This window comes from Streptomyces sp. NPDC053542 (assembly GCF_044544685.1).
GTDB lineage: Bacteria > Actinomycetota > Actinomycetes > Streptomycetales > Streptomycetaceae > Streptomyces.
On sequence record NZ_JBITXL010000007.1, the window covers coordinates 93796 to 107286 of the forward strand.

Below are 13491 nucleotides of genomic sequence, written 5' to 3' on the forward strand. Positions count from 1 at the left end.
TCCGCGGGTATACGCACCGCCCCCGGGTAATGCGCACCGCCCCCGCGGCACGGCTACTTGCCGTCCGACTCCTCGTCGTAAGCCGACGTCCCCTCGTCCAGCAGTGGTTCCTGGGTCTTGAGGTGGGCCGGGGCCATGGCGCGCAGTACGTGGTAGCCGGAGAGGACGACGATCGTGCCGAGCGCGATGCCGCTCAGCTCGAAGTTGTCGGAGATCTTCAGGCTGACGCCGCCGACGCCGATGATGATGCCCGCGGCCACGGGGACGAGGTTCAGCGGGTTCCGCAGGTCCACCTTGTTGTGGACCCAGATCTGCGCGCCGAGCAGGCCGATCATGCCGTACAGGATGACCGTGATGCCGCCGAGCACGCCGCCCGGGATCGCGGCGACCACCGCGCCGAACTTCGGGCAGAGCCCGAAGAGGAGGGCGAAGCAGGCGGCGGCCCAGTAGGCGGCCGTCGAGTAGACGCGGGTGGCCGCCATGACGCCGATGTTCTCGGAGTACGTGGTGTTGGGCGGGCCGCCGAGCGCGGTGGAGAGCACGGAGGCGGCGCCGTCCGCGGAGATCGCGGTGCCGAGCTTGTCGTCCAGCGGGTCGCCGGTCATCTCGCCGACCGCCTTGACGTGCCCGGCGTTCTCCGCGACCAGCGCGATCACCACCGGCAGCGCGACCAGGATCGCGGACCACTGGAAGCTCGGCCCGTGGAAGGACGGCAGGCCGACCCAGTCGGCCCGGCCGACGGCCGAGAAGTCCAGCCGCCAGTGGTCGGTGACCTTCCCGGCGGCGTTCTGCGAGTGGATCATCCCGAAGACGAGGTCGAAGACCCAGGAGATGAGATAGCCGAAGACCAGGCCGAGGAAGATCGCGATGCGCGACCAGAAGCCGCGCAGACAGACCACGGCCAGCCCGGTGAAGAGCATGGTCAGCAGCGCCACCCACTGGTCCTGCGGCCAGTACGTGCTCGCGGTGACGGGAGCCAGGTTGAAGCCGATCAGCATCACGACCGCGCCCGTCACCACCGGCGGCATCGCCGCGTGGATGATCCGCGCGCCGAACTTCTGGACGGCGAGCCCGATGGCGAAGAGCACCGCGCCGACCACGAGGACCGCGCCGGTCACCGTGGCGCTCGTACCGCCCTGCGCCCGGATGACCGCCGCGACGCCCACAAAGGAGAGGCTGCAGCCCAAGTAGGAGGGCACCCGGCCGCGGGTCGCCAGCAGGAAGATCATCGTGGCGACGCCGGACATCATGATCGCGAGGTTCGGGTCCAGGCCCATGAGGACCGGCGCCACGAAACTCGCCCCGAACATCGCCACCACGTGCTGCGCGCCGAGGCCCGCGGTACGCGGCCAGGTCAGCCGCTCGTCGGGCCTGACCACGGCTCCCGGCGCCGGGGTGCGCCCGTCTCCGTGGAGGGTCCAGCGCACGCCGAGGCCCATGAATGCTCCCGTTCTCGTCAAGTCGTCATCAGGTCACCGACCGGCGGTGACCGGCCAATGTTAGTGCGGGCCGCGTCCGCTTCCTCCGGCTACGGGCGGATCGGCGGCGCATGGTCTCGGTCACTCGGCCCGGCGCGCAAGCAGTCTAAGCGCATGCTTACGATGGGATGGTTCAACTTTTGAACACATCTGTGGTGCATCTGTACCGCAGCTGTCCCATCCGTACCGCACCACCAGGAGCACGACCGTGAGCGCCCCCGCCCCGTATACCGCCGAGACCCTCCCCTTCGGGGAGCTGGTCCCCGTGACGGTCCACTTCGACGACCTCGACGCGCTCGGGATGCTCCACAACTCGCGCTTCCCGCTGCTCGTCGAGCGCGCCTGGGGCGAGTACTGGCACGGCCACGGCTTCGGTTACTCGGGGGACTGGGCGACCGCGGGCGACATGGCCAACGTCATCAAGGAGATGCGCGTCTCCTACGAGGCGCCGATCACCCGCCCCGGTACCTACGCGGCGCACCTGTGGATCGAGAAGCTGGGGCGGACCAGCCTCACCTACGGTTTCCGGGTCTGCTCGGCGGACGGCGCCACCACGTATGCGCAGGGCCACCGCATCCTGGTCCGCGTGGACGCAGCGACCCTGCGGCCCACTCCCTGGACCGACGAGGCCCGTGCGATAGCCCGCAAGCTGGCCCGCCCGGAGGCGCTGCCGGACGCGAGCTGAGCACCGGACGCGAGCTGAGCACCGGCCACTGCCGGTAGCGGCGGGTCGTGACCCCTTCAGGCGCCCGTGGTCACGACCCCTTCAGATCGAACGTCGCCGAGCTGACCGACGCACGGCGCTCCGGTACGCGCAGTACGCCCGCCCCCAGTACCAGCCCCAGCGCCAGCGCCGTGACCAGCACGAAGGAGCCGGTCAGCGAGGTGGCCTGGGCGATCGAGCCGATCGCGGAGGGCGCGATCAGGCCCGAGGTGTACGTGATCGTCGCGACGCCCGCAATGGCCTGGCTCGGCGCCGGGCCGCTGCGGCCCGCCGCCGCGAACGCCAGCGGCACGACCACCGCGATGCCCAGCCCGATCAGCGCGAAACCCGCCATCGCCATGACCGGGTGCCGGGCCGCGATGATCAGCAGTCCGCCCGCCGTGGCCAGTACGCCGCCCGTCCGTACCGTGCGCACCGCTCCGAAGCGGGCCACCACGTGGTCGCCCGCCAGCCGGGCCACCGCCATCGTGCAGGCGAACGCGGTCGTCGAGCCGGCCGCGAGCCCCGCCGACGTGCCCAGCACGTCCCGCAGGTACACCGCCGACCAGTCCAGGCTCGCGCCCTCGGCGAACACCGCGCAGAACCCGACCGCGCCGATGATCAGCGCGGACTTCGGCGGCAGCGCGAACCGCGGCGGCGGGTGCTCGTCGGGGGTGCTGCGCAGGTCCAGTACGCCCTGGCAGCAGACCGCGCCCAGGACGGTCAGCACGCCCGCGGCGAGCGCGAGATGCACGCGGGCGTCGGCGCCGGCGTGCGCCGCGACCGTGCCGGCCGCCGAGCCGAGCAGCGCGCCCACGCTCCACATGCCGTGCAGCCCGGACATGATCGGCCGGTCCAGGCGGTTCTCGGTCTCCACGCCGAGCGCGTTCATGGCCACGTCCGACATCCCGGCCGTCGCGCCGTAGATGAGCAGCGCGCCGCAGAGCGTGTACAGGTTGGGGGCGAGCGCGGGCAGGGTCAGGGCCAGCGTCCACAGGGCGAGCAGGCCGCGCAGCGCCGCACGCGCGCCGAAGCGGTGGCTGATCCGCCCGGCCAGCGGCATCGCGAGAGAGGCGCCGATCGCCGGGAAGGCGAGCGCGAGCCCGAGCTGACCGGCGCTGACGCCGGTGTGCTCCTGGATCCAGGGGACGCGGGTGGCGAAGTTCCCGGTCACCGAGCCGTGTACGAGGAAGACCAGCGCCACCGACCAGCGGGCCAGGCGCAGTTGGCGGGGGAGCGCGGACGGGTCGGAACCACCGTTGGCGGGCATGGCCGTCAAACTAGCAGGGACCCTGCCTATTAATCTTCGATTATTCGCGGCGCTGATCTCCGATGATGGGTGGCGCTGATCTCCGTTATTCGCGGCGGGCGCGCTCTGGAAGGATTCGGCCATGGCTGACACCTCCGCGCGCACCGGCCGTACGGCGTCCCGTACGGCGTCGCCGCGCACCGCGCGGGCCATCAACGACCGCATCGCCCTCCAACTGCTGGAATCGGGCGGACCATTGACTGCTCATCAGCTCAAACTGCGGACCGGGCTGTCCCGGCCCACGGTGGCCGACCTCGTCGACCGGCTGCGGGCCGCCGGGCTGATCACGGTCGTCGGCGAGGCGGGCGCCGACCGCCGCGGCCCCAACGCCCGGCTCTACGGCATCGTCGCCGACCGCGCCCACCTCGCCGGCATCGACGTCCGCACGCACGGCGTCACCGTCGCCGTCGCCGACCTCCTCGGCACCATCCGCGCGCAGGAGTCCGTACCGGTCGCCGAGGGCGCGGCCCCGGAGGACGCGGTGGCCGGCGCGTACGCCGCGCTGGACCGGGCGCTGGCGCGCGCCGGCGGGGTACGCCCGCACACCGTCGCGGTCGGCGCCCCCGGCCTCGTCGACCCCGCCACCGGCCGGCTGACCGGCACCGGAACGCTGCCCTCCTGGCACGGCGCGCTGGTAGCCGGGCTGCGCGACCGCCTCGAAGCGCCGCTGCTCCTGGAGAACGAGGTCAACCTCGCGGCCATCGCCGAATGCCGGGACGGCGCGGCCCGGGACCGCGACACCTTCGTGCTGCTCTGGCTGGGCCACGGCGTGGGCGCCGCGGTGTTCCTGGACGGCCGGCTCCGCCGCGGCGCCTCCGGCGGCACCGGCGAGATCGGCTTCCTGCCCGTGCCGGGGACGCCGTCGCTGCCCACCGCCGCGGGCTGCGACGGCGGCTTCCACGCCCTCGCGGCCTCCCCGGCGATCGTCGACCTCGCCGCGGAGTACGGCTTCACCCCCACGCCCGCCGAAGGCAGCACGGACGCCCCGCTCACCGAAGGCAGCACGGACGCCCCGCCCACCGAAGACGCCCCGCCCGCCGAGCACGTCGTCCGCGCGGCAGTGGCCGCCGGACCGGCCGGTACCGGTTTCCTCGACGCGCTCGCGCGGCGCCTCGCCGTCGGCGTGGCCGCGGTGGCCGCCGTGCTCGACCCCGGCTGCGTCGTGCTCGGCGGCGAGATCGGCCGGGCGGGCGGCGAGGCCCTGGCGGGCCGGGTGGCCACGTACGTGGCCCGCATGTCGCCCCTGTGCACCGAGGTCCGCGCGGGCACGGTGGGCGGCGGCGCGGTGCTCCGCGGCGCCGTACTCGCCGCCAAGGACGCGGCCCAGGACGATCTCTTCACCCCGGACGGCGCGGCGCACTGAGCGACGCGTCCCCCGGCCCCGGGGCCCGCGGCCACGGAGACGCGTCGTCGGCCCACCGGGCCAGCAGGCGGTTGAGCACCGCGAGGGACAGCGGCTTGGCCAGGTGGGCGTCGAAACCGGAGCGGGCCGACAGGGCGCGGTCGGCCTGCCCGCTGAAGCCTGAGACGGCGATCAGCCGGGTGCGGTCGGCCGGGAACGCCGCGCGCAGCCGGCGGGCGAGGTCATGGCCGTGCACGTCGGGGAGCGCCAGATCGCTCAGGACCAGGTCGAACGGAGTGGCGTGGGCGGCGGCCAGGCCGTCGCGCCCGGTGTGGCAGACCGTCACATGATCGCCGCAGTGCTCCAGCAGGGTGCGGTAGGTGGCCGCCAGGTCGGCGTTGTCCTCGACCACCAGCACGCGCAGCGGCGGGCGGCTGACGTCCGCGGCCGGCTCACCGGGCCGGGGGTCGGGCGCGGGGGAGGCCAGCGGCAGGCGGATGCGGAAGTGCGCGCCGCTGCCGGGGCCCTCGCTGTGCGCCCGTACGGTACCGCCGTGCAGTTCGGCGATGCCGCGGACGATCGGCAGGCCGAGCCCGAGCCCGCCGGAGGTGGTGTCGGCGGCCGGGGCGGCGCGGACGAAGGCGTCGAAGAGGGCGTCCGCGGTGGCCGGGTCGAACCCGATGCCGTCGTCGCGCACGGTCAGCACCGCGTGGCCGGCCTCCGCGGCGCCGGAGCCGGCCACCGTCTCCAGCTCCAGTTCCACCCTGCCGTTCGGCCGGGTGTACTTGCAGCCGTTGCTGAGCAGGTTGGCGGTCATCTGCGCGAGCCGGACCCGGTCCCCCTCGACGGGCACCGGACCGGACGGCACGACGACCAGCAGCCTGCGCCGCGTCCGGGCGTACTCGGGCAGCATGTCCTCGGCGGCGGTGGTGACCACGGAGCACAGGTCGAGCCGCTCGCGGGCCAGGTGCAGCCGGCCGGTCAGCGCCCTGGTCGCGTCCAGCAGGTCGTCCGTCATCCGCACCATGTGCGTGATCTGCCGTTCCAGGACGGCCAGCGCGGGGTGCGACTCGGGGCCGTCCAGGGCGAGCAGTTCACCGGCGGCCCGGAGCGCGGCCAGGGGATTGCGCAGTTCGTGCGAGAGGGTGGCGATGAAGCGGTCCTTGGCCTCCTGCTGCTCGCGCAGCGCCGCCCCCGCGGTGGTCAGCGCCTCGTTGGCCTCCCGCAGCCGCTGGTTCGCCTCCTGGACCTCGCGGCTGCGGGTGAACAGTTCGCTCTCCATCCGTCCGGCGCGCTGCTGATGTTCGGCGGCGGCCCGCCGCTGGCGCTGCCCGGCACGGCGCAGGCGGACGAACTCGGTGACGTCCTCGACCCGGTGGATGATGTGGGTGAGCGTGCCGTTGCCGTCCAGGACGGGGGAGTTGACCGGGCTCCAGTACCGCTCCTCGAAGGCGCCGTCCGTGCCCGCCGGGATGTCGTACCGCTGCATGGCCATGGTGTCGGGCCGGCCGGTGGCCAGCACGGTGTGCAGGGACCGGGACAGGTTCCGGACGCCGTCGGCGGCCGGGTTGCCCGGGTTGTCGGGGAAGACGTCGAACACCGGGCGGCCGAGGATGGCCTGCCGCTCGGTGCCGGTGGCCGCCAGGTACGCCTGGTTGACCTCGACGATGCGCAGTCCGGGATCCAGGACCAGGTACGGCGACGGTGTCGCGTCGAACAGCGCCCGGTAGTCGGGCGTTTCCTGGGAACGGCGGGCGGCGTCGTCCCGGTCCGGTCCTGGTGTCTGAGGTCCTGGCGTCTGCGGGCCTGGTGTCATGGCACTGCACCTCGTCCTGGGTGAGGCTGTGTCAGCCGAAGGGTTCGGACGCCACGTCCAGGCGGTAGCCGAAGCCGCGCACCGTCGTGATCCGCGGCGCCCCGACACCGGCGGCCATGAGCTTGCGCCGTACGCGGTAGACGTGTTCGGTGACGGTCGCCGGGTCCTGCCAGTCGGCGCCGTCCCACAGCCGGCCCATCAGCTGGCCGGGGGAGAAGGTCTGGCCCGGGGAGGCCGCGAGGAACTCCAGCAGCGCGTACTCGCGCGGCGTGAAGGCGATCGGGCCGCCCACGCTGCGCACCTGCCGGGCGCCGGTGTCCACGATGAGGTCGCCCAGCCGGAGGACCGGCCGTCTCCCGGCGCTCCGCCCGTCCTGCGGGGGTGCCGCCCGGCGCAGCACGGCCCGGATGCGCGCGGCCAGTTCCCGTTGCGAGAACGGCTTGACCATGTAGTCGTCGGCGCCCAGCTCCAGGCCGAGTATCCGGTCGGTCTCCTCACCGCGCCCGGTCACGATGATCACCGGCGGACCGCCGGCGTCGCGCGCACCGCGCAGCAGGTCCAGGCCGTTGCCGTCCGGCAGCCCCAGGTCCAGTACCACCAGGTCGACCCGTCCGGTGCGCAGCACCGCCTGCCCCGACCGGGCGTCGGGCGCGCACACCACGGCGAAGCCCTCGCGTTCCAGGTGTGCCTGCTCCATCGCGACGAGGTCGGACTCGTCCTCGATGAGCACGATCACCGGCCGTCGTCCGGCCGGCGCGTGGCCCGCGGCGGCGTCGGCGGCGCCGCTGGCCCGGGGAGGTCCGGAAGATGACGGCAACGTGGCCCCACGAGGGTCGACAGAATTGATAGGGCGTTGATCCGGCGTGCAGGAGGCGGTCAGCCGGCCGCGCTATCACTGGAACACCGGACGCTGAAGCGCTGTCCACCGCAGCATCTCACGACGAGGACAGGCGAACACCGTGAAGCGTCCATTCGGCCGGGCGCGGCCCGGCCGAATGCCGGTGAGCCTGGAGCCACCGCCCTTCCGGACACTGCCCCTGCCAGGAATCTCCCATGTCTGACCCCACCGGTTCTTCGTACGGCGAGCACGAACACTCCTTCGTCCACGCCCTGTTGAATCTGATGCAGGTGCACGCGGACACCACGTCCGGCACGCTGCCCCGGCGCCTGGTCGAGCACTGCCTCGCGCTGCTGCCCGTCGATTCCGCGGGCGTCCTGCTCGTCGCCCCCGCGGCCCCGAGGGACCGGAAGCGCGCCGGTACCGGCGGCGTCATCGAAGTGGCCGCCAGCTCCCACGAGACGCTCCGCGGCGTGGCGGCGTACCAGATCGACACCGCGCAGGGCCCGTGCATCGAAGCCCTGCGCACCGGCTGTCCGCACCACGTCGCGGACCTCACCGCCCACCGCTCCCGCTGGCCCGGACTCGCCCTGCGCGCGGCGGCCGCCGGCTACCGGGCCATGTGGGCCGAACCCCTGTACCACTGCGACCAGCCCGTCGGGGTCCTCCACCTCTGCCGCCGCGCCACCGGGGCGCTGGACCCGCGGGACCAGCGGCGCGCCCGGACCCTGGCCCGGGCGGCCACCACCGGCCTGCTGCTGCAACGGACGCTCGACGAGCGCCGGTTACGGATCGACCAGCTCCAGCAGGCCCTCGCCAGCCGTATCCCGATCGAGCAGGCCAAGGGCATCCTCGCCGGCCGGCTCGCGCTCTCGCCGGACGCCGCCTTCGAGATGATGCGCACCCATGCCCGCGCACATCAGATGCGCCTGCACGACCTCGCCCGCGTCCTCGTCGACGACCCCGCCGGGCCCTGGCCGCCGTCGAACGTGCAGTGGCCGTGAACCGGCGGCCGGCCCCTCATCCCCTCGGAGAGTCGCCGCTCCGTACCATCCGGACGCCCGGGACCCGGCCGCCGCGCTCCGCCAGGAAGTCCGTGTAGCGCAGCTTGCCGGTCGCCTGGTCCGGGGCGAGGTTGCCGCCCGCCCGCAGGGCCCGGAACGTGGCGCCGGGCAGCCGCATCGGCATCATCAAGCGGCGGCGCTCGCCCGCGCGCAGGGTGCGGTCGACCAGTTCGCGGGCGGTGAGGATCTCCGGGCCGCCCATGTCCGGTACGTGCCCGGCGGGTTCGCCGTACGCCAGCTCCACCAGCCGCGCGCCCACCTCGCGGACGTCGACGGGCTGGATCCGTACGCCCATCGGGACCGGCAGCACCGGCGAGCGCGCGCCCGTCTTCACCAGCCGCAGCACCAGGTCGTGGAACTGTGTCGTACGCAGCACGGTCCATGGCACGTCCGACTCCGCCAGCAGCCGCTCGACCTCGTGCTTGGTGCGGTAGTAGCGCAGGGGTACGCGGTCCACGCCGACGATGGATATATAGACGAGATGGCGTACGCCCGCCGTCCGTGCCGCATCCACCAGTTGGCCCGCCGAATCCAGGTCGCCGCCGGACGGCGTCGAGGCGCAGTGCACGATCACCTCCACGCCGGACACCGCGGCGGCGAGCCCGACGCCGTTGCGCAGATCGACGGCGTACGAGTGCAGCCGCGGGTTTTCCGTGCGGGTGTGCGGCCTGCGGCTGAGCACCCGCACGGTGTGCCCGTCGGCCAGCAGCCGGTCCACCACCACCCGGCCGAGGGTCCCCGTGCCGCCGGTCACCAGAAACGTCGTCATCGCCCGCTCCTCCCGGAGACTGTCCTGTCATGCGACCGCGCCGGCGCGGTCCGTCACCGTAAGAACTCCCCAGGAACGCGCGGAGAACTCCGGGTGGGCCGTGCGTACACATCCCGCCACCCAGTGTGAGTCAGCCCACAGCCATCCGCTCGCATGGCCGACGATCAGACGTGGCAGACTGGAGGGGTACTGACATACGCAGCGCACTCCGGGGTCGGTGAAAGTCCGAACCGGCGGTAATAGTCCGCGACCCGTCCGCAGCCAGCGGCCGGTTGAGCAGGTGAAATTCCTGCACCGACGGTTAAAGTCCGGATGGGAGGCAGTGCGCGGCGGGCGAGCAGCATCGGTGCACCGCCGTCGGCGGTCCCGTCCAGGTGGGCGGGATCCTCTGTCCGGCCCGGTGAGCGTGTTGTTCCGTACCGCTTCTGTCGCTCGCGACAGCCCCGGAGTCCGTGCCTGAAGAGGCAGGAGGACCCGGTGGCCGCGACAGCCCCCGCTGAGACCACGGCGATGCGCCGAGCCATCGAGCTCGCCGCCCGCGGCCTCGGGCACACGAGCCCCAATCCCGCCGTCGGCTGTGTCGTCCTCGACGCCTCCGGGCAGCTGGTCGGGGAGGGCTGGCACCAGCGGGCCGGCGGCCCGCACGCCGAGATCCACGCGCTCGAAGCGGCCGGTGAGCGGGCCCGCGGCGGTACCGCGCTGGTCACCCTGGAGCCCTGCAACCACACCGGCCGTACGGGCCCCTGCGCCCAGGCCCTCATCGACGCCGGGATCGCCCGCGTCGTCTACGCCGTACCGGACCCGAACCCCACCGCGACCGGCGGCGCCGTCACGCTCCGCGCGGCCGGCGTCGACGTCGAGGGCGGGCTGCTGGCCGACGAGGCGGCGGCCGGGAACGAAGCCTGGCTGACCTCCGTACTGCGCCGCCGCCCCTTCGTGCTGTGGAAGTACGCGGCCACGCTGGACGGCCGGATCGCGGCCGCCGACGGCACCAGCCGGTGGATCACCTCGCCGCAGTCCCGCGCCGACGTGCACCGGCTGCGCGCCCTGGCCGACGCCGTGATCGTCGGCTCCGGGACCGCCCGCGCGGACGACCCGCAGCTCGGCGCGCGGCTGCCGGACACCGAGGTCACCCAGCCGCTGCGGGTCGTCGTCGACTCCTCCGCCACGGCCGTGAAGCCCGGCGCCCGCATCCTGGACGGCACGGCCCCGACCCTGATCGCGGTCGCCGAGGACGCCGACGCCACGCACCTCGAAGGGCTCGCGCCCATCGTCCGGCTGCCGCGCGCCGCGGACGGCCCCGGCCTGGACGTACCGGCCCTGCTCGGCGCGCTGTACGACCGCGGCGTCCGCTCCGTGCTGCTGGAAGGCGGCCCGACCCTCGCCGGCTCCTTCGTCGCGGCCCGCGCCGTCGACAAGGTCGTCGGCTATCTCGCCCCCACGCTGCTCGGCGCCGGCCCGGCCGCGCTGGGCGACGCCGGAATCTCCACCATCGCCCGGGCGTTGCGCCTCGACGTGACCGACATCGAACGGCTCGGCCCCGACCTGCGCATCACCGCCACCCCCGCCCTCCACGAGGAGAACTGAAGTGTTCACCGGAATCGTCGAAGAACTGGGTGAGGTCGTCTCCGTCGAGGAGCTGACCGATGCCTCCCGCTTCCGACTGCGCGGGCCGCTCGTCACCGAGGGTGCCAAGCACGGCGACTCCATCGCGGTCAACGGTGTGTGCCTGACCGTCGTGGAGACGGAGAACGGTGAATTCACCGCCGATGTGATGGCCGAGACGCTGAAGCGGTCCAGCCTGGGCGCGCTGGAGAAGGGCTCCCGGGTCAACCTGGAGCGCCCGATGGCGCTCGGCGGGCGGCTCGGCGGCCACCTCGTCCAGGGACATGTGGACGGTACGGGCACGATCGCCGAGCGCACCCCCGGTGAGCACTGGGAGATCGTGAAGATCGCGCTCCCGGACGGCCTGGCCCGCTACGTCGTCGAGAAGGGCTCCATCACGGTCGACGGCGTCAGCCTCACCGTCGTCGAGGCGGGCGCCGACTACTTCACCATCAGCCTCATCCCGACCACCCTGGACCTCACCACGCTCGGCATCAAGCAGGTCGGCGACCCGGTGAACCTGGAGGTCGACGTCCTCGCCAAGTACGTCGAGCGGCTGCTCGGCCACGACGGCGCGGGGGCCGCGCGATGACCGGGCCGACGGGGCTGGCCTGGCTGAACGGCGAGGCGTTCACCGCCTTCGGCCAGCACGTCATCTGGTCCGACATGATCGGCAACACCGTCGGCCTGATAGCCCTGGCCCTCGGCTGGCGCCGCTCCATATGGACCTGGCCCGCGCAGTTCCTCTCCGGCGTCATCCTCGTCGCCGCCTACGCCTCCGCGCAGCTCGCCGGCGGCGTCGGCAAGCAGCTGCTGGTCATCGGCGTCGCCCTGTGGGGCTGGCGGCAGTGGCAGCGCGGCCGGCAGCAGGCCCAGGACGGCACGATCGCCGTCCGCTTCGCCTCCTGGCGCGAGCGCGGCGCCCTGCTCGCGGGCACCGCCGCCGGCACCCTCGCCGTCGGCTTCCTCTTCAGCCAGATCCCCCAGCTGTCCTGGAACCCCTGGCCGGACGCCTACATCTTCGTCGGCACGCTCGCCGCGATGGTGGCCCAGGCCCGCGGCCTGGTCGAGTTCTGGTTCGCATGGCTGCTGGTCGACGTGGTCGGCGTCCCGCTGGCCTTCAGCAGCGGCCTGGCCTTCTCGGGCCTGGTCTACGTCGTCTACTTCGGTCTCGTCCTGTGGGGCCTGCGCGACTGGTGGCTGCGCTCCCGTACGAGTACGCAGCCCGTCCTGGAAGGAGCGGCGGCATGACCGCACAGCAGAACTGGTACGAAGGTCCCGACGCGATCGACCTCACCCTCGACCCCGTCGAGCGGGCCATCGCGGACATCGCGGCCGGCCGCCCCGTCGTGGTCGTCGACGACGAGAACCGGGAGAACGAGGGTGACCTCGTCCTGGCCGCCGAGAAGGCGACCCCCGAGATCATCGCGTTCATGATGAGCGAGTGCCGCGGCCTGATCTGCGCGCCCATGGAGGGTCCGGAGCTGGACCGGCTCGAACTCCCGCAGATGGTCCAGAACAACACCGAGTCGATGCAGACGGCCTTCACCGTCTCCGTGGACGCCACCGCCGAGCACGGCGTGTCCACCGGCATCTCCGCCGCCGACCGCGCCACCACGCTGCGGCTGCTGGCCTCCGGCGAGTCCACGGCCGGGGACTTCGTCCGGCCCGGCCACATCTTCCCGCTGCGCGCCAAGCCCGGCGGTGTCCTGACCCGCAACGGCCACACCGAGGCCGGCGTGGACCTCGCCCGGCTCGCCGGGCTGCGCCCCGCCGCCGCGATCGTGGAGATCGCGGGCGAGGACGGCACGATGCTGCGGCTGCCCGAGCTGATCCCGTTCGCCCGCAAGCACGGCCTCGCGATCATCTCCATCGAGGACCTGATCGCCTACCGCCGCAGCGCGGAGCCGACCGTCCGCCGCGAGGCCGAGACGAAGCTGCCCACCGCCTTCGGCGACTTCACCGCGTACGGCTACCGCTCCACCGTCGACGGCGTCGAGCACATCGCCCTCGTGGCGGGGGAGATCGGCGACGGCGAGGACGTCCTGGTCCGGGTCCACTCCGAGTGCCTGACCGGCGACATCTTCCACTCGCTGCGCTGCGACTGCGGCCCCCAGCTGGAGGAGTCCCTCAAGCGGATCAGCGACGCGGGCCGCGGCGTGGTGATCTACCTGCGCGGCCACGAGGGACGCGGCATCGGACTGCTGTCCAAGCTGCGCGCCTACGAGCTCCAGGAGCGCGGCCGCGACACCCTGGACGCCAACCTGGAGCTGGGCCTGCCCGCCGACGCCCGGGACTACGCGGCCGGCGCGCAGATCCTCAACGACCTCGGCGTGCGCTCGCTGCGCCTGCTGACCAACAACCCCGAGAAGACCGCGGCCCTGGTCGAGCACGGCCTCTACGTCACCGGCCGGGAGCCGATGCCGGTCCAGGCCGGCGAGCACAACCTGCGGTACCTGCGCACCAAGCGCGACCGCATGGGCCACGACCTGCCGTGGCTGGACGCCGAGCACGCGTCCGCCTGCAGCACCCAGTAAGACATCCCCGTACCCCGACACCATCAGCAA

Annotated in this window: 12 protein-coding genes and 1 riboswitch; of the genes, 7 read left to right on the forward strand and 5 right to left on the reverse strand. The window is 73.2% G+C overall.

All coding sequences use genetic code 11. The features are described 5' to 3' along the window. Window positions 1–53: 53 nt before the first annotated feature. On the reverse strand, window positions 54–1439 hold the full coding sequence (locus tag ACIGXO_RS20920; RefSeq protein WP_399788746.1) for a uracil-xanthine permease family protein: 1386 nt from the start codon (window positions 1437–1439) through the stop codon (window positions 54–56). Window positions 1440–1686: 247 nt separating this feature from the next. Between ACIGXO_RS20920 and ACIGXO_RS20925 the strand changes: the two genes are divergently transcribed. Then, on the forward strand, window positions 1687–2163 hold the full coding sequence (locus ACIGXO_RS20925; RefSeq protein WP_399788749.1) for an acyl-CoA thioesterase: 477 nt from the start codon (window positions 1687–1689) through the stop codon (window positions 2161–2163). A 70-nt stretch (window positions 2164–2233) separates the two neighbouring features. On the opposite strand, the gene ACIGXO_RS20930 is transcribed toward ACIGXO_RS20925, so the two are convergent. Continuing rightward, window positions 2234–3451 (reverse strand): MFS transporter, encoded by a 1218-nt coding sequence (locus tag ACIGXO_RS20930; RefSeq protein ID WP_399788751.1) that lies wholly within the window; start codon window positions 3449–3451, stop codon window positions 2234–2236. 121 nt (window positions 3452–3572) lie between these two features. Here ACIGXO_RS20930 and ACIGXO_RS20935 point away from each other — a divergent pair, with 121 nt between their 5' ends. After that, window positions 3573–4853 (forward strand): ROK family transcriptional regulator, encoded by a 1281-nt coding sequence (locus ACIGXO_RS20935; RefSeq protein ID WP_399788753.1) that lies wholly within the window; start codon window positions 3573–3575, stop codon window positions 4851–4853. Here the strand turns inward: ACIGXO_RS20935 and ACIGXO_RS20940 are convergent. Together ACIGXO_RS20940 and ACIGXO_RS20945 are read right to left on the reverse strand one after the other, a co-directional pair. Next, window positions 4828–6648: an ATP-binding protein gene (locus ACIGXO_RS20940; RefSeq protein WP_399788756.1), complete on the reverse strand. Its 1821-nt coding sequence runs from the start codon at window positions 6646–6648 to the stop codon at window positions 4828–4830. The two genes, ACIGXO_RS20935 and ACIGXO_RS20940, sit on opposite strands and share 26 nt — an antisense overlap. Before the next feature lie 31 nt (window positions 6649–6679). Beyond that, complete coding sequence (locus tag ACIGXO_RS20945) at window positions 6680–7465, reverse strand: response regulator transcription factor (protein ID WP_399788758.1); 786 nt, start codon at window positions 7463–7465, stop codon at window positions 6680–6682. Window positions 7466–7701: 236 nt separating this feature from the next. Between ACIGXO_RS20945 and ACIGXO_RS20950 the strand changes: the two genes are divergently transcribed. Next, the gene (locus tag ACIGXO_RS20950) at window positions 7702–8490 is read left to right on the forward strand and encodes a GAF and ANTAR domain-containing protein (protein ID WP_399788761.1); all 789 of its coding nucleotides are present in this window, start codon (window positions 7702–7704) and stop codon (window positions 8488–8490) included. 16 nt (window positions 8491–8506) lie between these two features. Here ACIGXO_RS20950 and ACIGXO_RS20955 read toward each other — a convergent pair whose 3' ends face one another. Continuing rightward, window positions 8507–9319 carry an NAD(P)H-binding protein gene (locus ACIGXO_RS20955; protein ID WP_399788764.1) on the reverse strand — a complete coding sequence of 271 codons (813 nt, stop codon included), beginning with the start codon at window positions 9317–9319 and terminating at the stop codon, window positions 8507–8509. A gap of 199 nt (window positions 9320–9518) precedes the next feature. Continuing rightward, a riboswitch (FMN riboswitch) is annotated at window positions 9519–9649 on the forward strand. Window positions 9650–9829: 180 nt separating this feature from the next. Between ACIGXO_RS20955 and ribD the strand changes: the two genes are divergently transcribed. Genes ribD through ACIGXO_RS20975 form a run of 4 tightly spaced genes read left to right on the forward strand, consistent with a single transcriptional unit; the run spans window position 9830 to window position 13461 of the window. Beyond that, entirely contained in the window at window positions 9830–10906 is a 1077-nt protein-coding gene (ribD, locus tag ACIGXO_RS20960) for a bifunctional diaminohydroxyphosphoribosylaminopyrimidine deaminase/5-amino-6-(5-phosphoribosylamino)uracil reductase RibD (RefSeq protein ID WP_399789666.1), read from the forward strand. A 1-nt stretch (window position 10907) separates the two neighbouring features. Next, a complete protein-coding gene (locus tag ACIGXO_RS20965) occupies window positions 10908–11516 on the forward strand; it encodes a riboflavin synthase (RefSeq protein ID WP_399788767.1) in 609 nt (202 codons plus the stop codon). Further along, window positions 11513–12175 carry a nicotinamide riboside transporter PnuC gene (locus ACIGXO_RS20970; RefSeq protein WP_399788770.1) on the forward strand — a complete coding sequence of 221 codons (663 nt, stop codon included), beginning with the start codon at window positions 11513–11515 and terminating at the stop codon, window positions 12173–12175. The genes ACIGXO_RS20965 and ACIGXO_RS20970 overlap by 4 nt, the downstream gene beginning before the upstream one ends. Next, window positions 12172–13461 (forward strand): bifunctional 3,4-dihydroxy-2-butanone-4-phosphate synthase/GTP cyclohydrolase II, encoded by a 1290-nt coding sequence (locus ACIGXO_RS20975; protein ID WP_399788773.1) that lies wholly within the window; start codon window positions 12172–12174, stop codon window positions 13459–13461. Before ACIGXO_RS20970 ends, ACIGXO_RS20975 begins: the two co-directional genes overlap by 4 nt. Window positions 13462–13491 lie beyond the last annotated feature (30 nt).

Excerpts from the sequence above, each read along its gene's own strand:
- ACIGXO_RS20930 (WP_399788751.1), bottom strand. The coding sequence starts at position 3,451 with ATGCCCGCCAACGGTGGTTCCGACCCGTCCGCGCTCCCCCGCCAACTG.
- ACIGXO_RS20975 (WP_399788773.1), top strand. The coding sequence starts at position 12,172 with ATGACCGCACAGCAGAACTGGTACGAAGGTCCCGACGCGATCGACCTC.
- ACIGXO_RS20950 (WP_399788761.1), top strand. The coding sequence starts at position 7,702 with ATGTCTGACCCCACCGGTTCTTCGTACGGCGAGCACGAACACTCCTTC.
- ACIGXO_RS20970 (WP_399788770.1), top strand. The coding sequence starts at position 11,513 with ATGACCGGGCCGACGGGGCTGGCCTGGCTGAACGGCGAGGCGTTCACC.
- ACIGXO_RS20935 (WP_399788753.1), top strand. The coding sequence starts at position 3,573 with ATGGCTGACACCTCCGCGCGCACCGGCCGTACGGCGTCCCGTACGGCG.
- ribD (WP_399789666.1), top strand. The coding sequence starts at position 9,830 with ATGCGCCGAGCCATCGAGCTCGCCGCCCGCGGCCTCGGGCACACGAGC.
- ACIGXO_RS20940 (WP_399788756.1), bottom strand. The coding sequence starts at position 6,648 with ATGACACCAGGCCCGCAGACGCCAGGACCTCAGACACCAGGACCGGAC.
- ACIGXO_RS20920 (WP_399788746.1), bottom strand. The coding sequence starts at position 1,439 with ATGGGCCTCGGCGTGCGCTGGACCCTCCACGGAGACGGGCGCACCCCG.
- ACIGXO_RS20955 (WP_399788764.1), bottom strand. The coding sequence starts at position 9,319 with ATGACGACGTTTCTGGTGACCGGCGGCACGGGGACCCTCGGCCGGGTG.